General features: G+C 59.7%; 17 protein-coding genes. 8 read left to right on the top strand and 9 right to left on the bottom strand.

Annotation, left to right across the window (positions count from 1 at the left end; all coding sequences use genetic code 11):
- Nucleotides 1-46 precede the first annotated feature (46 nt).
- Nucleotides 47-808, bottom strand: a complete 762-nt coding sequence (locus ACR3FE_RS13805) for a class I SAM-dependent methyltransferase (RefSeq protein ID WP_458207734.1) — start codon at nt 806-808, stop codon at nt 47-49.
- A gap of 263 nt (nt 809-1,071) precedes the next feature.
- Between ACR3FE_RS13805 and ACR3FE_RS13800 the strand changes: the two genes are divergently transcribed.
- The 4 genes from ACR3FE_RS13800 to ACR3FE_RS13785 are packed head-to-tail and all read left to right on the top strand — an operon-like array spanning nt 1,072 to nt 4,304.
- Nucleotides 1,072-1,788, top strand: a complete 717-nt coding sequence (locus tag ACR3FE_RS13800) for an acylneuraminate cytidylyltransferase family protein (protein ID WP_458207733.1) — start codon at nt 1,072-1,074, stop codon at nt 1,786-1,788.
- A complete protein-coding gene (locus ACR3FE_RS13795) occupies nt 1,775-2,599 on the top strand; it encodes an SDR family oxidoreductase (protein ID WP_458207732.1) in 825 nt (274 codons plus the stop codon). Before ACR3FE_RS13800 ends, ACR3FE_RS13795 begins: the two co-directional genes overlap by 14 nt.
- The gene (locus ACR3FE_RS13790; protein ID WP_458207731.1) at nt 2,593-3,543 is read left to right on the top strand and encodes a Gfo/Idh/MocA family protein; all 951 of its coding nucleotides are present in this window, start codon (nt 2,593-2,595) and stop codon (nt 3,541-3,543) included. The genes ACR3FE_RS13795 and ACR3FE_RS13790 overlap by 7 nt, the downstream gene beginning before the upstream one ends.
- A complete protein-coding gene (locus tag ACR3FE_RS13785; RefSeq protein WP_458207730.1) occupies nt 3,540-4,304 on the top strand; it encodes a methionyl-tRNA formyltransferase in 765 nt (254 codons plus the stop codon). The genes ACR3FE_RS13790 and ACR3FE_RS13785 overlap by 4 nt, the downstream gene beginning before the upstream one ends.
- 16 nt (nt 4,305-4,320) lie before the next feature.
- Here ACR3FE_RS13785 and ACR3FE_RS13780 read toward each other — a convergent pair whose 3' ends face one another.
- The 5 genes from ACR3FE_RS13780 to neuB form a co-directional block, all read right to left on the bottom strand.
- Complete coding sequence (locus ACR3FE_RS13780) at nt 4,321-5,295, bottom strand: methionyl-tRNA formyltransferase (protein ID WP_458207729.1); 975 nt, start codon at nt 5,293-5,295, stop codon at nt 4,321-4,323.
- Nucleotides 5,292-6,248 carry an FkbM family methyltransferase gene (locus tag ACR3FE_RS13775; RefSeq protein WP_458207728.1) on the bottom strand — a complete coding sequence of 319 codons (957 nt, stop codon included), beginning with the start codon at nt 6,246-6,248 and terminating at the stop codon, nt 5,292-5,294. The genes ACR3FE_RS13780 and ACR3FE_RS13775 overlap by 4 nt, the downstream gene beginning before the upstream one ends.
- 230 nt (nt 6,249-6,478) lie before the next feature.
- The gene (gene neuC, locus ACR3FE_RS13770; protein WP_458207727.1) at nt 6,479-7,666 is read right to left on the bottom strand and encodes a UDP-N-acetylglucosamine 2-epimerase; all 1,188 of its coding nucleotides are present in this window, start codon (nt 7,664-7,666) and stop codon (nt 6,479-6,481) included.
- Complete coding sequence (locus tag ACR3FE_RS13765; RefSeq protein WP_458207726.1) at nt 7,663-8,340, bottom strand: PIG-L deacetylase family protein; 678 nt, start codon at nt 8,338-8,340, stop codon at nt 7,663-7,665. The genes neuC and ACR3FE_RS13765 overlap by 4 nt, the downstream gene beginning before the upstream one ends.
- Nucleotides 8,341-9,396: an N-acetylneuraminate synthase gene (neuB, locus tag ACR3FE_RS13760; RefSeq protein ID WP_458207725.1), complete on the bottom strand. Its 1,056-nt coding sequence runs from the start codon at nt 9,394-9,396 to the stop codon at nt 8,341-8,343. It abuts the gene before it with no gap.
- 124 nt (nt 9,397-9,520) lie between these two features.
- On the opposite strand from neuB, the gene ACR3FE_RS13755 reads away from it, so the two are divergent.
- From ACR3FE_RS13755 to ACR3FE_RS13740, 4 genes are all read left to right on the top strand, one after another.
- Nucleotides 9,521-10,369 carry a class I SAM-dependent methyltransferase gene (locus ACR3FE_RS13755; protein WP_458207724.1) on the top strand — a complete coding sequence of 283 codons (849 nt, stop codon included), beginning with the start codon at nt 9,521-9,523 and terminating at the stop codon, nt 10,367-10,369.
- A gap of 351 nt (nt 10,370-10,720) precedes the next feature.
- Nucleotides 10,721-11,800, top strand: coding sequence for a non-hydrolyzing UDP-N-acetylglucosamine 2-epimerase (wecB, locus tag ACR3FE_RS13750; RefSeq protein WP_458207723.1), 1,080 nt, complete (start codon nt 10,721-10,723; stop codon nt 11,798-11,800).
- Nucleotides 11,797-13,077 carry a nucleotide sugar dehydrogenase gene (locus ACR3FE_RS13745; protein WP_458207722.1) on the top strand — a complete coding sequence of 427 codons (1,281 nt, stop codon included), beginning with the start codon at nt 11,797-11,799 and terminating at the stop codon, nt 13,075-13,077. The genes wecB and ACR3FE_RS13745 overlap by 4 nt, the downstream gene beginning before the upstream one ends.
- Nucleotides 13,074-14,372: a glycosyltransferase family 4 protein gene (locus tag ACR3FE_RS13740; protein ID WP_458207721.1), complete on the top strand. Its 1,299-nt coding sequence runs from the start codon at nt 13,074-13,076 to the stop codon at nt 14,370-14,372. The genes ACR3FE_RS13745 and ACR3FE_RS13740 overlap by 4 nt, the downstream gene beginning before the upstream one ends.
- Here the strand turns inward: ACR3FE_RS13740 and ACR3FE_RS13735 are convergent.
- Genes ACR3FE_RS13735 through ACR3FE_RS13725 form a run of 3 tightly spaced genes read right to left on the bottom strand, consistent with a single transcriptional unit; the run spans nt 14,369 to nt 17,528 of the window.
- A complete protein-coding gene (locus ACR3FE_RS13735; RefSeq protein ID WP_458207720.1) occupies nt 14,369-15,556 on the bottom strand; it encodes a glycosyltransferase family 4 protein in 1,188 nt (395 codons plus the stop codon). The two genes, ACR3FE_RS13740 and ACR3FE_RS13735, sit on opposite strands and share 4 nt — an antisense overlap.
- Nucleotides 15,553-16,752, bottom strand: a complete 1,200-nt coding sequence (locus ACR3FE_RS13730; RefSeq protein WP_458207719.1) for a glycosyltransferase family 4 protein — start codon at nt 16,750-16,752, stop codon at nt 15,553-15,555. Before ACR3FE_RS13730 ends, ACR3FE_RS13735 begins: the two co-directional genes overlap by 4 nt.
- Nucleotides 16,749-17,528, bottom strand: a complete 780-nt coding sequence (locus tag ACR3FE_RS13725) for a glycosyltransferase family 2 protein (RefSeq protein WP_458207718.1) — start codon at nt 17,526-17,528, stop codon at nt 16,749-16,751. The genes ACR3FE_RS13730 and ACR3FE_RS13725 overlap by 4 nt, the downstream gene beginning before the upstream one ends.
- Between the last annotated feature and the right edge of the window lie 38 nt (nt 17,529-17,566).

Here is a 17,566-nt window from a genome sequence, read left to right as displayed (position 1 = left end):
ATTACAAGTAATTCGACCGTTCGAGCACGAGGAGAGATACTCGCATTCACGCCGTTGCTTTTACGTGAACCGTGTTCCGGAACGGCGGGTAGAAGCCTGCAATTTTAAGCGAGACGTAATCTAACACGCTATTCGGGTCGAAGAACAGCTCCGGTTCAGGACGCTGTTCACCGAACAGGAACGTCTCGTTCGTGAACCCCGCCCAATCCAGCATCCGTTCTAGTTCGCGACGAGTGTACTCTCGTTGGTGTCGTTGATACGTCTCTTCTTTCCCGAATCCGATTGTAATGGGTGGGTAGCCTAGAAGCAGTTTGATTCGCTTGTCAATGGATGCGAGATTTGGAGTCGAGAGAATCAAGGTTCCAGAATCTGTTAGCACGCGGTGGAACTCCTCGAACACCTCAACCGGTGGGTGAGCAGTGACGAGGTGTTCGAGGACTTCTGTGAATACGAGCAGGTCGAATGTATCGTCGTCGAACGGAAGTGGTTCGTTTACGATATCACAATACTGGAACTCGATGCCCACGTCTTCCATGCGTGCAATCCACCGCTGTTGTGCGTTTTGGTTTTCCAGTGACTCGTCGTTGGGAAGGTCCACGCCGTACGTGTCGCAGCCGTGTTCTAGTAAGAGGTAGATACTAAAGTACCCAGTTCCGGTTCCGACTTCGAGAACGGTCCAATCTTCTGAAACGTCGTCGGGGAGGAGTTCGGTAAACTGGTTCAATCTGTCAGAGTATTTGTACGTGTCGAGACCCTCGTCGCGGACGAGTTCAATTAGGTGGTCGTGTTTTTGTATTGATGCTTGCATCGAGTCCGATAGGAACATGGGAAGTAGTTTAAGTATTTTGCCGTATGTCATATAATAGCGGGTAAAAGCAAGGAATGGGCAGTTATAATTCCTGTTCGTCGCTCCATTAGACGTCGTAGTCGAACCGAGATAGATCCCGACAACGGAAAGCGGGTGATTCTGACCCTCCTTAATACTTCTCCACGATGAATACGCTACTCAGAGGCCAATTGACCAGCCTGAACAGTTATACGAAACGCTATTGAAAGGAGAGCGGGGGTCAGATGATAGCCGACAAGCGGGTAGTCGCAGCAGTCCCCGCACGTGGGGGAAGCAAGACAGTACCGAACAAGAATCTCCGACAGCTCGCCGGGAAGCCGCTCGTCGCGTGGCCAATCGTCGTCGCGGCGGAGACACCGGAGATAGACCGAACGATAGTGACAACCGACAGTGAGTCGATAGCGGCGGCGGCGCGCGACTGGGGAGCCGAAGTCGTCGAGCGACCCGAGTCGCTGGCCGCAAACGACTCGTTGGTCATCGATGCGCTCCGCCACCTCCGCTCCGAACTTCGTGAGGAGGGCGAGGATGCCGATTATTTGGTGATGTTGGAACCGACGTGCCCGCTCCGAACTGGCGAGGACGTGCGGAACTGTTTGGAACTGCTCGCGGACCCGGACGAGGACTACGACTCCGTGGCGACGTTCGCGGAGACGGAACCGAGTCCGCATCGACTCTGGAGCGTCGAAGACGGGCGACCGGAACCGTACGTTGAGGGGGCGAATCCGTGGCTCCCACGACAGGCACAACCGGACGCCTACGAACTGACGGGCGCGGTGTACGCGTTCGAACTCGACAGTCTCCCCGCCGAGGGAACATCGCTGCTGTTCGGCGAGTCGGGCGCGGTCACGATGCCAAGAGAGCGCGCCGTAGACATCGACACGGAGTTCGACTTCGAACTCGCGGAACTTCTCATCGAGGAGGGAATCCATGATCGAATCTGAACGCACGACGGTTTGGGAGTTGTTCGACCTGACTGGACGGGTCGCAGTGGTAACGGGTGGTCCGGGGAAACTCGGTTCGCAGATGTGCGACGCGCTGGCGGAGGCGGGCGCGAACGTCGTCGTCGCCTCGCGAACCTACGAGGACTGCCAGGAGAAGGCTGACGACCTCTCGGATCGATACAACGAGGCAATGGCAGTGTCGGTTGATGTGACCAATGAGGATGCCGTCGAGAGGATGGTCGACGAGGTCGTGGATCGCTTCGGCAAAGTCGATGTACTCGTCAACAATGCGTACAACGCAAGCGGGTATGGCGTCCCGTTCGAGGAATTGACCAGAGATGAATGGGAAGAGACCCTGGAAGGGGTCCTCACGCAGACGTTCTTTTGCTCACAGGCGGCACTCCCGGCCATCCGCGAAAGCGACGCAGGCACGATAATCAACATCGGGAGCCATTACGGCGTCATCGCGCCGGACCATCGCGTCTACGGCGACAGCAACATCAACAATCCGCCCACGTACGGGTCGGCGAAGGCCGGAGTGATCCAGTTCAGTCGCTGGCTCGCCTCCTACCTCGCGGATGAAGGGATTCGGGTCAACTCTATCAGTCCCGGTGGCTTCTACAGCGAGGAGATGGAGGACGTGGAGGACTACGAGGAGGTTTTCGTCCCGAACTACGAGCATCGGACGCCACTCGGTCGCATGGGCGACGACACCGACATGAAGGGTATCGTCGTCTACCTCGCCTCCGACGCGAGCAAGTGGATGACCGGCCAGAACGTCGTTCTCGACGGGGGGTGGACGGTGTGGTAGAGGAAGTTGATCGTGCAGTAGAAAACATCGACTTTGGAATCATCGGCGTCAGTCCGGGCAACGGCCATCCCTACTCGTTCGCGTCCATAATCAACGGCTACTCGGACGCGGGTTTCGAACGAGCAGACTGGGATGTCATCCATGACTACCTCCGCGAGAAAGATCCCTCGGAGTTCGGTTTCGAAGGCGTCAGCGTCACCCACGCATGGACTCAAGACCCAACAGAGACCGAGCGACTGTGTGAGGCCGCCCGGATTCCGAACGCGGTGGACGACCATGGGGCATTAGCCGACGCAGTAGACGCAGTAATAATCGCTCGTGACGACTACGAGACACACGCCGAGATTGCCGTGCCGTTCTTGGAACGGGGACTGCCGGTGTTCCTCGACAAACCGCTGACTATGGACCTCGACGAGTTGGCGGCGTTCGAACCATACCTCGAAGACGGCCAACTGATGTCCTGTTCCGGAATGCGATTTGCGCAGGCACTTGACGAACCGCGAGCGCACAAGGAGCAGTTCGGCGAGGTGAAACTCGTTCGGGGGACGGTCATCAAAGACTGGCCGAAGTACGGTGCCCACATGCTCGACGCGATATTCGGCGTCCTCGACCAGCGACCGGTCGCCGTTGAGACGAACGACGCCGACCACACTTCAGTTGCGGTTCGGATGGACGGCGGGACGCTCGTACAGGTCGATACGCTTGGCGACGTTCCGATGACGTTCTCGGTGGACCTCTACGGAACTGACCAAACCTGTCGCTACGACCTCCGGGACAACTTCACGGCGTTTCGGCGGACGCTCTGGCGATTCGTCCGGTCGATTCGAACGGGCGAACCGGCACTCGCTCCCGAGAAGACGCTGGACGTGATTCGAACCCTCGTTGCGGGGAAAGTTGCCCACAGCGAATACAGACGCGTCTTACTGGACGAATTCGACGTATGACCACCGACTCAACCGAAACAGAGTTCGACGCTGAAGCCGACGAGACGGTCACGGAGGTGGTCTTCCTCGGGACGAATAACGTCGGTCGCAGGGTGTACGACTGGCTCTGCAACCGCGAGTCCGTTGTGGTTCGGGCGATGCTAACGGAGGCCGACCAGTTATCGCTTATTGCCGACCTCAACCCCGATGTCGTGGTCGCAGTGGGCTTTCGTCACATCGTGCCGTCAGAAATTCTCGAGATTCCCGAGCAGGGGTGTCTCAACCTCCATCCTGGTCTGTTGCCGGAGACGCGAGGGTTCAACCCGAACGTCTGGAGCATCGTGGAGGGCCACCCTGCCGGGGCGACGCTCCACTACATGGACGACGGCGTCGATACCGGCGACGTGATCGCGCGAAAGTGCGTCGAGACGCGATTCGACGACACCGGTCGGGACCTCTACGAGCGTCTAGAGGAAGCGTGTTTCGAGTTGTTCATCGAGACGTGGCCAGACGTAGAGACCGGGAGCGTCCAAGCAGTACCACAGGACGACACAGCGGCGACGACCCACCGAAAACAAGACTTCATAGAACTCTGTGAAATCGACGCCGACGAGGAGTACACAGTAAAAGAACTCCTTGACGTACTCCGCGCGCTGACGTTTCCGCCGTTCGACAACGCCCACATCGAAGTCGATGGCGAGACGTACTTCGTGGATGTGGACGTGCGACACGAGGACGACACCGACGAGGAGAGCGATTTTGGGACACTGTCGTCCTACTGAGCAGCGAACGGAGCGGTTAGTCCACGAGTCGGTCGCGGGCGTTCTCGAAGCGGTCGCCGACTTCCACGTCGAATCGCTCGACTAACTCTCCCGCCGGAGTCTCCTCGCCGTCCGCGACCTGAACGCGGGTGAGTTCGAGGCTTCCTTCCCACGCGCCGACGCCGAGGGCGTCCCCGTCCCGGTACAGAATCTCGCCCGGTCGGCAGAAACGCTGGTCGCCGGACGGCGGATTCGCGGCCCAGAACGTGACCCGATGCCCGTTCACGAACGAGAAGGCTCCGGGGTACGGGTGACTCTGTCCCCGTATCCAGTCGTACACTGCTTCAGGAGACTGGATCCAGTCTACGACCCCATGATTCGGCGTTCGCTTGGGCCACCACGTCGCCGCATTGTCGTCTTGGGGCGTTCGGGGGACTTGTCCGTCCGCGAATCGCGGATAGTGGGTCCGAATCAGATCGCGTCCAGCTTCTACGACCTTCTGGTACAGTGACGCCGCGTCATCTGTCCGCTCGATGTCGATGGAACGTTGCCCAACTAAATCTCCAGCATCGGCTTCCTCGACCAGGTGGAATAATGAGAGCGCCGTCTCGTCCAGCCCTTTGATGAGGCCCCATGCGATGGGTGCTCGCCCGCGACCCCGAGGGAGCGGCGCTGGATGCATCCCGAGCGCGGCCACCTCGGGAATGTCGAGGACCTCCTGCGTCACGAGGCGCGACCACCCCACGACGAACAAAAGGTCCGGGTCGTAGTCCGCAATCTGTGCTCGAACAGTGTCGTCGTTGACCGACTCGGTCTCGTGGAGTGGCACGTCTCGAGCGACTGCGAACGACTCTAACTCCGCCTGGTCGGCGATGTCGTCGCGCTTCGGTCGGGTGAAGATGGCGCGAATGTCAGCACCGAGCGCGTCGAGTTCCTCCAAGCAGGCCCGCCCGAGGTCGTTGTGCGTGACGAACACCACCCGTGTGGACACCTCGCTTCCCGAACTGGTCATTTTTTTATCAGCACGTGCGGGCAGGAATCGTACGAACAGAGCGTCTCTACGAACTCTTCTCGATCGAACGGAACGTGTTCACCGCCATCGATCAGCGCCATTGGTTCGAACCCAAGATCCAGAAGGTCTTGTACGCTGTTCCCTATCGTCGCTTTTGCGTCGTCAAAGATGATGTTGTGGAACTCGACCATCACCTTACACGGAGACGACGCCTTCTGCAGTAACTCCGCCATTCCGTCAAGTACCTCGATTTCGTGCCCCTCGACGTCCATGCGAACCGCGTCGATATCGGTGACGCCTCGCTCCGGCAAGAAGTCGTCGAGTCGAATCGTGCTCACGTCCTGCGTTCCGACGGTGATCTTTTCGCGTCGGTTCCGATAGTAATCCGAGAGCTTTCGCTTCGGTTCGTCGTCGGTGAGACTCCCCCAGTTCGATTCATTCGTTATCGACATCGTCGCAACCCCGGAGCTATCGGAGACGGCCGTCTCGAACACTTCGAGGTTGTCGAATCCGTTCAGTTCGGTGCTCCCGCGGAGTATTTCGACGTTTCTGGGAACTGGTTCGAAAGCGTAGACTGCCCCCGAAGAACCGACTGTGGCGGCCTCCATCAGCGCGTAGTAGCCCAGATTCGCTCCCACGTCTACGACGGTCATCCCCTCTTTTAGTTCGGACTTGAACAGGGCCATCGCCGTTTCTTCTCGACTGCCGTCGAGTATTAGTTGCTTCGAGAGACCGGGGTCGCCGAGCGAGAGGTACATCTGATACCCGTCGAATTCGCGGACGACGTAGTTCGAATCTGATTTTAGCTTTACATATTCGTAGTGCAGCTTATCGCGCAGTTCCGGGTAAGCGTGTTCCGTCCACCACCGGCTTACTGCGGGCGGTATTTCGCCGATTCCGTCCTCGTTCGCTATCTCTACCAGTCGAGTTGCATTCTGTCGTAAGTTACTCATTAGATCCCCCCCTTCGGTGTACATTGCCCACCCAAAACCCTCCGAAACTCGATACCACACAGTGTGTTTGAGAGCTCTGGGCGGAATATTCTGACTTCTACGAACTCCCGTAAAAACGTGCTGGTTGTCTCCACTTTTTGACAGGGAGACACTTACTGCTACCCGATTAGTATGCTCTCTTTCGCTGACCCGACTCGCACTGGCCGAAGTTGGTCAGATGTCCCGTGGATTCAGTACGTCAGTCGCTTTCGAAGGAGATCCGAATCCAGTTCGACAGAAGTCAGTCGCTCGGCGATGCGGCGACCGGCACCCCCGTAGTCGTAGGGGTTCTCGCACTCGCTGGCCCGCCGCCGGACGGCGTCGTCCTCCAACGCACGCTCTATTGCGTCGCCAATTTCGTAGCGCTCGTGGGTCACCGAGAGCGTATTTTCGGCCCGCTCCCGGCCCTCTTGTCGTGAACCCACGTCCACGACCGGGAGGTCGAACGAGGGCGCTTCAATGATGCCACTGCTAGAGTTGCCGACCATCACGGCGGCGGCGTCCAGCAGACCAAGGTACTCGGCACGCGGGAGACTGTCGAACGTCTCCACGAGGCCATCAGTAGCATATTCGTCGATGACGCGTATCATCCGTCTCCCGCCAGCGTCCGAGTTCGGATAGACGACGACCGGTCGAACGTCCGCGTCGAGAACGGCGTCCAAGGTCGCCCGCATCTGCTCGCCCGCCGCGTCGGGTCTCGTCGTCACCGGGTGCTGGACGACCAGAGCGAGTGAACCCGGCCCGTCGAGGTCGTACTTCGAGACGACTTCCGTAGGTTCGGCGTACGCCCCGTCGAGCACGGCGTCGAGTCCGGGTGCACCGACGGTGGTGATTCGCCACTCCTCTTCTCCGAGTTTTCGGACTCGTTCGGCACTGCGCGCCGACACCGGAAAGTGAAGGTGGGAGAACTTCGTCAGCGCGTGTCTGATGCTGTCGTCGATTATCGCGCCGTGCATTGAATCGCCGCCGTGGACGTGCGCGACGGGAATGTTCATGTGCGCCGCCGCGAGTCCGCCCGCCAGCGCCTCATCCCGGTCGCCGAGGACGAGAACGATGTCGGGGGCGATGCTCTGTAGCGACTCCGCGATTCCTTCAGTGCCGAGTCCGAGTGACTTCGCCATCGAGAGGCCGCTGTCGCCAGCGACGAGCATGTGGACCGTCTCGGTCACGTCAAATCCGTCCGCTCGGATGTCCTCGACCGTGTTGCCGTGCTCTGGCGAAAGGTGCATACCCGTTGCGATGGTTCGCAATGCCAGCCCCGGCGTACGGCGAATCTCCTCCATCGAAGACTTCAGAAGTCCGTACTCCGCTCGCGTACCGGTGATGACGGCGACGACTCGCTTATCGTCGGCCTCCGAACTGCGATCACCGTCGCTCATAGCGTCTTCCGAACCTCCCTGACGAGGCTGAATGCCTCCGCAGCGTGCACTCCCGCAGCTGCACCGCGCGTCTTGGCGCGAGCGCGCAGACTCTCCGCAGAGCGTGGGTGCGGGAACTCGCGAGTCTCAGAATCGTACTCGGCGAACGCTTGAACTTTGGTCTCCAACTGATCCGCGATGTCCACGTAGACGTTCGGCGTGAACTGCATTTGGTCGCCCCCAATCCAATCGGTCGAAGAGGGAACCTCGTATGCGAGAACTCGTTCCACGCCCGAACCAGGACGCGTCGCAACGAGCGTCGAGTCGTACAGCGCACGGTGGTCTTCATTGACCTCGTGGTCTGAGTGGGTGTAGACGATGTCTGGCCGCAACTCCTCGACGGAGTCTTCGAGAACCGCATTTATTTCGACGTGTGGAGCGTCGTCGAGTCGCATGTCCGGGAAGTCACCAAAACGAACGTCGGAGACGCCCAGTCGCCGGGCACATGCCTCGGCTTCTCGGCGCTTCTGCTCGATTAGCTCCAGGTCATCGTACTGTTGTGTCGCGCCTTCGGTCACGATGAGGACATGGACTTCGTCGCCCGCCTCGGCGTGTTTCGATAGGGTTCCGCCAGCGCCGAGTACTTCGTCATCGGGGTGGGCGGCGACGGCGAGTACGGTGCGATTCGAACTCATCTACTCTTCCACCTCGGCATCCAGATCTCCGCTCGTAACCGCGTCGCCACAGTCGAGCGGTTCGGTGACTCGCGCACCGAGTGCCGTCTCGTAATTCTTGGGCGAGAGACCGTCCGCTGGCCGAGTGACGGCGACGTTCGCTTCGGTCAGCCTCTCGCCCGCTTCGAGGCGTTCGGTCGCGTGGAGGCTCTTGCGGACGACCGCTCGATTTTCACGCTCCTCCTTGGTCGGTCGCTTCTCAGGGCTTCCGAGCGCGGTGGCGGCGTCACGAGCGACACGGACGGCCGTTTGTAGCTCGTCGGATTCAAGCGAGGCGCGGTGGTCCGGCCCAGGTAGGCGATTGCTCAACGTGAAGTGCTTCTCGACGACCGTGGCCCCTGCGGCGACGGCAAACCCGGGCATCTCGGGGGCGGTAGTGTGATCCGAGTAGCCGATAGGCACGGGCAATTCGTCGGCCATCGTCTGCATTGCCCGGAGGTTCGCGTCCGCCAACTTGGTCGGGTACGCCGACGTGCAGTGGAGAAACACGAGCGGCACGTCCGGATTCGCGGACCGGATCGCGTCAAACGCAGTATGAACTTCCGCCATCGTCGCCATCCCTGTGCTTACTATCATTGGCGTATTGAGTGCAGCGATGTGTTCGAGAAGCGGAACGTTGTCGAGTTCTCCGGATCCGATTTTGACGACCGGGACGCCGAGTTCTACGAGGAGATCAGCACTCTGAGTGTCGAAGGGTGTCGAGAGGAACGTGATACCTCGCTCGTCGCAGTACGCTTGCAGACGCTCGTGGTTCGCCCGCGACAACTCGTAGTTTTGCAACATCTCGTACTGCGAGTCGTCTCCGGTCGTCTCCTCCTGATACTTGGTCTTCGGTGCGCCTTCGGTCACGAGTCTGTCGGTGGCGAAGGTCTGGAACTTTACGGCGTCGGCACCGCTCGCTGCGGCGACATCGATTAGTCGCTCTGCGATTTCGACGTCTCCGTTGTGGTTTACACCCGCCTCCGCGACAAAGTACACCGACTCGGGATCGGCGACAGCGTCTCGAAAGGTACCCATGGTGACTACTGTTCGCCGTTTCCGTGTATAATCTCTTGGCCAATAGTCTAATTTCTGAGGGGTAAGCGCTACTAGATGTGCTCGGCCCCCAACCTAGAAACAGGTGCAGATCGAACTGCATGCCATGCGTCTACCGACGATGGAGGACTTCGCGGAACTCGAAACGTGGGGGCTGGTCGAGAATCCTTTTGAGGCTATCGAAGACTACTCAGCCGAGCGAGAACAGCGTCGGTGGAAGAACGTTCGTCACTGTCGGGTACATCGGGAGACTATCGAGCATACGCCTCCAGCGTTCGTCGGGGACTCACAGTCGTACTACCGGTCGCTCGACCGACCTATCGACCGCCGGAAGTGGGAGTTTCTGAAGCGGAGAAAAGCGTGGTTTCACCCGCCGGTCGGTTGGAATCGGTTCGCGGCCCCGGAGACCGCTCGCATCCTCGATCTCGGGTGTGGTGACGGCGACGTGCTCGAGCGCGTCGCGGAGTTCGTCGCCGGGCGCTGGACGCAGGCCGGACACGACGGGTCACCGATGGAACTCGTAGGCGTGGACCTCAACGAGTCAAGAGTCCGAAACGCACGCAAACTCGCCGAGTCGCCCCACGAGAAGATTACTCTCGCCTTCGAACAAGGTGACGCGACCGAACAGTTGCGGTTCGGCGACGACTTCTTCGACTACACGGTGATGACCGGTCTGCTGGAAATCCTTGACGAGGAGGCTGTCGAAGCGATCCTCGACGAAGTGAGTCGCGTCACCGCGAAAGGCGTCTACGTGCGGGACCTCTTGGATGACTACGACGGACTGTATCCCCGGCCACGCATACCGGAGATGCTCTCTGAACGCGGCTTCGAAGCGGTCGAACGTCACCGACTCTTCGAAGAACCGTTTACCGAGCAGGGGTCGAAAGATCCACTGGAAGTTTGGCCGATGAACGTACATCAGGTCATGTTCGCCGAAGCAGCGACCGAACCCTAACGTGACCGCGAGATCATGTTCGCCGGTCAAATCGAATGTTGTGATCGCGAATTTTCCCATAGTGAGTTCGAACCAGTTACAGCTGACTTAGCAGGTCTGTACGCCCGGAAACACGCCGTGGAAGTGGAGAATTAGTCTGTGCTTGTAAGAAACCTGCAAATAACAAAGGCGAAATCCGTGCTGTGTCACCGCGTGAATAATCGGAGGGGGAAATTTGAGGGGAAAGACACGCGCTACGAGACGAGTGGCGATAGCTCTGGAGAGGAAGCGTCGGTCTGAGGGATCATGTTTCGGAGACGCCGGTCGGCGACACGACTTTCGGAGGCTCAATGACTAATTATGATGGAAGTAATGATAGTTTTGGGCACCCGGCCAGAGATAATCAAACTCTCCTCCGTCATTCGAAGGTTCGACGAAAGTGACGTACTGTACGAAGTCGTCCACACCGGACAGCACTATTCGGACGAGATGAACGATGTCTTCTTCAACCAACTAGACATACCTCGTCCTGACCACAATCTCCGCGTTGGATCGAATTCACACGGCCAACAGACCGCAGATATACTCGCTAATATCGAGGACCTCCTTGTGAGCCGCGCTCCAGACCTAGTCCTCGTCCAAGGAGACACGAACTCAGTCCTCGGCAGTGCCATCGCGACGAGTAAACTCGACGTGGAACTTGGGCACGTTGAAGCGGGCCTACGGAGCTACGAGGACATCCCCGAAGAGACCAATCGGCGTGTGACAGACCACGTCGCCGACTATCTGTTCGCACCGACGACTCGGGCGAAACAGAACCTCAGGCGTGAGGGCGTTCCCGAGGACCGAATCTTCGTGACCGGCAACACCGTCGTAGACGGGATTCGCCAGCACATCGAGATAGCAGCAGAAAAGAGCACCGTCCTGGCAGACTTAGACGTTACGGACACGGGGTACGCGGTCATGACTGCCCACCGGGCCGAAAACGTGGACGACCCCGACCGGTTCGCCAAACTACTCGATGGGGCGGTCCGAGTCGCGGACGAGTTCGGGCTACCGGTTCTCTATCCGATTCACCCGCGCGCCGAAAAGCAGTACGAGCGGATGGCGGTCGAACTGCCGCCGGAAGTCCGACTCATGGACCCACTCGACTACTTGGACTTCCTGCAGTTAGAGCGCCACGCCGAAATCATCCTCACCGACTCCGGTGGCGTTCAGGAGGAAGCGTGCGTTTTGGGCGTCCCCTGTGTGACGATGCGAGAACACACGGAGCGACCAGAGACGCTGACGGTCGGGGCGAACTACCTCGCGGGCGTCTCGGCGGAGGCTATCTCTGAGGGCGTAGAGACCATGCTACGGCGACCGAACGCGTGGGAGAATCCCTTCGGAGACGGCACGGCCGCCGAACAAATATACGACGTCGTGACCGACCCGAGAGAGGTAGTCGCGTGAGTACCATCTGTCTCCACGGTCTCGGCTACGTCGGACTGCCGATGGCGGTCATGTTCGCCAACGCCGGACACCGCGTCATCGGCTACGACACGAACGAACAGTATCTGGAAGAACTCGAGCAGGGCGTGCTGTCGATGGACGAACCAGAACTCCGGCGACTGTTCAGGGATGCACGTGAGTCGGGCGCACTCAAACTCAGTTCCACCGTCACGACTGCGGACTACCACGTCGTCGCGGTACCGACACCGTTCGACGAGACGAACAAGCGAGCGGACCTGACCTACGTACGGCGGGCGTCCGAAACCGTCGGCGACGCGCTCCGCCCCGGTGACACCGTCGTCGTCGAATCAACCATTCCGCCGGGAACTACCGAGAACGTCGTGCGTCCAATACTGGAGGCGGCAACGCACCCTGAGAGACCCTGGTTCCAATTGGCCTACTGTCCCGAGACCATCCTGCCGGGGGCCGTCGTCGCAGAACTCCGTCGGAACGACAGGGTCATCGGTGGCATCGACGAATCGTCCGTCGCTGCGGCCCGAGATCTCTACCGCTCTATTCCGACTGGTGAGATACGCACGGTCACCGACACAACGACCGCCGAGTTCGTCAAACTGATTCAGAACACGTATCGTGACACCAACATCGCATTGGCGAACGAAATCTCGAAACTCGCTCGCGATTACGGCATCGACTCGCGGCGAGCCATCGCGTTGGCGAACGAGCATCCCCGCGTGGAATTGCATCAACCGGGGCTCGGCGTCGGAGGTCACTGTCTACCGGTTGATCCGTGGTTCCTCGGTCAGGAATCCGAGCATCTCGATCTCGTCGCCCATGCGAGGAGCGTCAATCAGTCGATGGTCGAGTATGTGGCCGAACTACTAGAAACCGACCTCGACGGTCTCGCAAACGCTCGAATCGCCATCCTCGGCGTCGCGTACAAGGGCAACGTCACGGACGTGCGGAACAGTCCGGGATTGCGATTACGCGAGACGCTCCAACGGCGGGCGGCCGACGACTCGTCGGGGACGGGGTCCGCGCCAATCGACGTTCTCTGTCACGACCCATATGTCGAGATGAACCAGGTCGAACTCCAGTCGCTCGACCGGACGCTCGCCGACGCCGACGCGACGGTACTCGCGACAGACCACGACGAGTACGCCCGTCTCGACCCAGCGGAGGTTCGATCGCTCGTCCGTCGCCCGTTTGTTCTCGACACGAAGAGTATCCTCGACCCGACGTCGTGGGAACGTGCGGGATTCGAACTCATTCGACTATGACCGGGTTAGCCCACTCCTCGGCAGACGCGCCGGAGCAGTCCGCAGACGAGAGAACAGGCGCAGATGGAGCGACAGAGCGGATCCCAGAGGGGTCGGCGTCCGAGCTACTGATAGTGACACAACACTATCCGCCAGACAACTCCGGTAACGCCTCGCGGATGGCGGACACCGCGAAGAACCTCGTCACCGAGGGATGGGACGTGACCGTCCTCACGCCACACCCAGCGTTCCCGCACGGTCGATTCGACCGGTCGAAGACCCGGAAGCGAACCACCGAGCGCGACGAAGTCACCGTCCACGAACTGTGGGCGTGGACGCCGACGACCGACGACCCTGGCTTCGCCAGCCGCCTCGGCTACTATCTTGGATTTGCCCTCCACGCGGCCCTGTGGTTGCTCGTTCACGGTGGCCGATACGACATGGCGTTCACCTCTTCACCGCCGATTTTTACCGGACTATGTGGACTTGTCACACGACTTGTCCATCGCGTCCCGTGGGTCGTGGACGTTCGGGATCTCTGGATAGACGCCTCGGTCAGTTTGGGGTTCCTCGCTTCGGGATCGGTCGCCGAGCGCGCGAGTCGTCTCTTCGAGCGACTCGTCGTCACTGTCGCCGATGAGGTGACTGTCACTACGGAGACGCTGGCAGACCGACTCGCGGGCCGATACGACGTCCCTCACGAGAAGATGACCCTCGTCCCGAACGGGGTGGACGCCGAGATGTTCTCGCCGTCGAGCGACAGCGACGATCCGTTGATACTGTACACTGGCAACGTAGGGCACGCACAGGACATCCACGCATGCCTCCGGGCCATGACCAGACTTGACCGTGACGACGTCGAACTGCTAATCGTCGGCGACGGCGACGCAAAAGCAGAGCTACAGCGTCTCACAGAGCGTCTCGGCGTCGAAGATGTGGTCACGTTCCGCGGATTGGTCGACCGCGAGGAAGTTCCGAAACTCCTCGACCGCGCTGCTATCGGTATCGCGCCGCTGAAGGACGACGACGCGCTCAGCTACGCTATTCCGACCAAGGTGTACGAGTACATGGCCTGCGAATTGCCGGTGTTAGTGACTGGTACCGGTGAGGTAGAGCGGATTCTTGATGAGACGGGGAGTGGCGTCGCAGTCGAGAGCGACCCGGATCGAATCGCGACGGCGATGGAGCGACTGCTATCTGACCGAGAGAGACGAGGTCGGATGGGCGAGAACGGACGACGATTCGTCCTCGACAACTACGAGCGTGCCGTGATTGCGATGCGTCTGAGCGAGCGATTGGAAGCGAAACTCGATTAGCGCTCGCCCAACAGCGTTTCAACGATTGGTTCGTACCCATCCATTAGGACGCTCCAATCGTACTTTCGACCGAGTTCCTGCGCGTTCTCGCCCAACGAACGGCGAAGTGCTGGGTCGTCTCTAAGCGTCTGTATCCCGTCGACGAACCCCGACCGAGAGTCGCGTATCAATGCCGACTCGCTGTCTTCCAGTTTGATTCCCTGTGCTCCGACGTGTGTCGTGACGATTGGCAGGCCTGCCGCGAGATAATCCATCATCTTCAATTTCGTCCCGGATCCGAGGGTGAGCGGACAGATGGCAACGTCCGCGAGCGAGAGTGCGTCCGGTAGGTGTTCAACGAACCCGGGCGTGTGAACGTTCGCTCGGTCGTTGTTCGGCGGATTCCGACCGACGAGGAGGAACTCTATGTCCGGCAACGCCGGCGCGAGTTCGCGGACGATTTTCTCGGCAGCGTCCGCGTTCGGTTCGTAGTCGTACGCCCCGACGAACAGACAGACCGTCGCATCCTCGCGGAGTCCAAGTTTATTTCGCAGACGTTCGGAGTCTCCTTCGTCGGAGTACTGCTCATAGTGGGTTCCGTTCGGAATCGTCTCGACGATGGTATCGGCTGGCTGTTCGAACTTCGAGCAGTCCTGCTCGGACTGGAACACGACGGCGTCCGCTTCCGATATCCACCGCTGCTCGAACCGTTTCAGATTTGCGACAGCGCGCTCGCGAATCGATTCGGGAATCGGTCTCCCCCCGAGCTGTTGATCCAATAGGTCAAACGTCGCATTGTGCACGTTGAGGAGCAACCTCGCGTCGAAGCACTCGGTCAATTGATGGCTCGCACGGAGCAACTGCGGCGACTCACAGCAGATAAGGTCGAACTCGACGCCAAGGCGTTCGACGAACTTGGTAGTCAGGCGCGTCTGTAGCAACTCCACTGGGTTGTCTTCGGACAGTCCGAGGAGGCTGTACCACGCGTAGGTTCGGCCTAGTTTGGACTCCATGAACGGGTTTTCGAGCGGGACGGTTCTGAGGTTCGCTGGAGACTCGTACTCGGTCGAACAGGGGTGTGCGAGCCAAACGGTTCCGAACTCCGTTAGTTTCTTCGCCGTCTCCCACGTTCGGTTCTGCCCACCGTCCGACGGTGGATGCAAGGACCGTCGGTAGAGGTGGAGGATGTTTGGGTCGTATCTCATTCTCCGACATCACCTCGACTACGCAACTCGCTCGGAGGGCGACTGCGGTCGTTTCCGTCCGTCTGTATCGCGACTATTGCCTCGACGGCGTCACTCAACTGTTCACCGATTGCTTTCGCGGAGTTCTCGACCTGCACTCGTCGCTGGGCGTTCCGTCCGAGCCGCGCTCGTTCTTCGGGGTCGTCCAGTAGGGACCTAACCCGACGTGCGAACGCCTCGCCGTCGCGCGCTTTGACGAGCAGTCCGGACTCGCCGTCATCTATCTGTTCAACGATCCCGTACGCAGGATTCGTCACGATGGGGAGTCCCGCCGCTTGCGCTTCTAAGACGACGTTTGGGTACCCGTCGATGTACGACGCATACAGAAATAGGTCGGCGGCGGCGTACGCCGCGGCGATGTCGTCCACGAAGCCCGGCGCGTGGACGCGTCGTCTGACGGTCGGGTCGCTGATGTGCTCGTCGAGGAACCGCTTTAGCGGTTCGTAGTACCGCCCGTCGCCAGCGACGATGTACTCCACGTCGGGCCGCTGTCTGAGAATCGGGAGCATCGCGGCGACGATTTCGGTGACGCCCTCGTACTTGCCATGGAAGTCGAGATTAGTGACCGTCAGGAGCAGGTCTCCGTTCGTCGTCCGTTCGAACGGAATCCCACGCTCTGGTCCGTCGTACTCGTCTACCTCCACCGGGTTCGGGACGGGAACGATTCGCTCTGACGGTGTCTCGGTCTGGCGCTGGACGACGGCCGCGAGTGCCGCCGAGACGGGGACATACCCATCTGCGAGCCGAAATGTAATCCGGGTAAGAGACGCGAACAGTGCCTGCACTACCAGCGACCACCAGTCCCGGTCGTACCAGTACTCCCGGAGCGACTCGTCGTGTTGCCTGACGACGTCGCCATTCTGTCGCACGAGGAGGGGGACGTCGGCCCATTGACTCAGCAGAACGCCGAGCACTCCGAGCAGTCCCGCTCCACTGTAGACGAGAACGGCGTCGGAGTCTCGTTTCGAGAGTAGTCGTCTACCTCGGACGAAGGCGGTGAGGTAGGCCCGAACCCCCTCACTCGGGTCGACGGTCAGCAAAGTTCCGCGCGACCCCATCGCGTTGAAGGGAGCTTTCATCTCCTCAACGCGCATGTTGGTGAGTCCGAGTACGTGGCTGGATTCCGAACCGACGTGACCCGCTGTCCGTTCGCTCATTCGTCCCATTCCGTCATCGCCTCAATACGCGACCATCCCACGTCGTTCAACGTAGACAACAGCACCCGCAGTCCATCGACGTAGCTTAACGACGAATCCTCGTCGCCGTAAATGCAATCGACCGGAACTTGTGTCGGTGCCGCGCCGAACTTCTGAGCAAACAGTATCTCCTCGATGTCCATACAGAAGTCGTCCGAGAACTGCGTGAACGGTAATTTTCGGAGTAACGAGGTGTCCACGGCTCTGAATCCACACGTTGGGTCGGAGATCCAATTTCGCGTTCTGAGACTAATCGCCAGCGAGACGACTCGGTTGCCGAAATGCCTGTCGAGTGGCATCACGTTGCGGTAATTGGGGTCGGCGAACCGGTTGCCGATGACGTACTGGGAGTTCGACTCGATGAGAGCGTCGCGGAACTTCCCGAGGTATTCCGGACTGTGCTGTCCGTCGGCGTCGAGTCGATAAACGATATCGGCACCGAGTTCGATAGCTTTCGTGTACCCTCGTTTGATGGCTCCGCCGCTCTGCTGGGTCTCGTCGTTCTGCAGGATCAACGCACCCGCAGCCTTGGCACGTTCTGCGGTATCGTCTTCCGATGCGTCGTCCACGACGACGACGCATTCGACGAGGTTTGTCTCGAAGATGTCAGTCACGACCATGTCGACGTATTCCCCCTCGTTGTACGCCGGAATCACCGCGACAGCCGTTTCCTCCGCGTTGCTTCGTTCTGGTGATGTGTCGTGCTCACTGTTGGACGCTCGGATTGCATTTCCCACGATGACCTCACCAACCCTGCCTGCAATTCGCTATCCAG

This window comes from Haladaptatus rarus, from assembly GCF_054177585.1.
The sequence above is the reverse complement of the archived record's forward strand: the minus strand, read 5'-3'. Positions and strand labels throughout refer to the sequence as shown.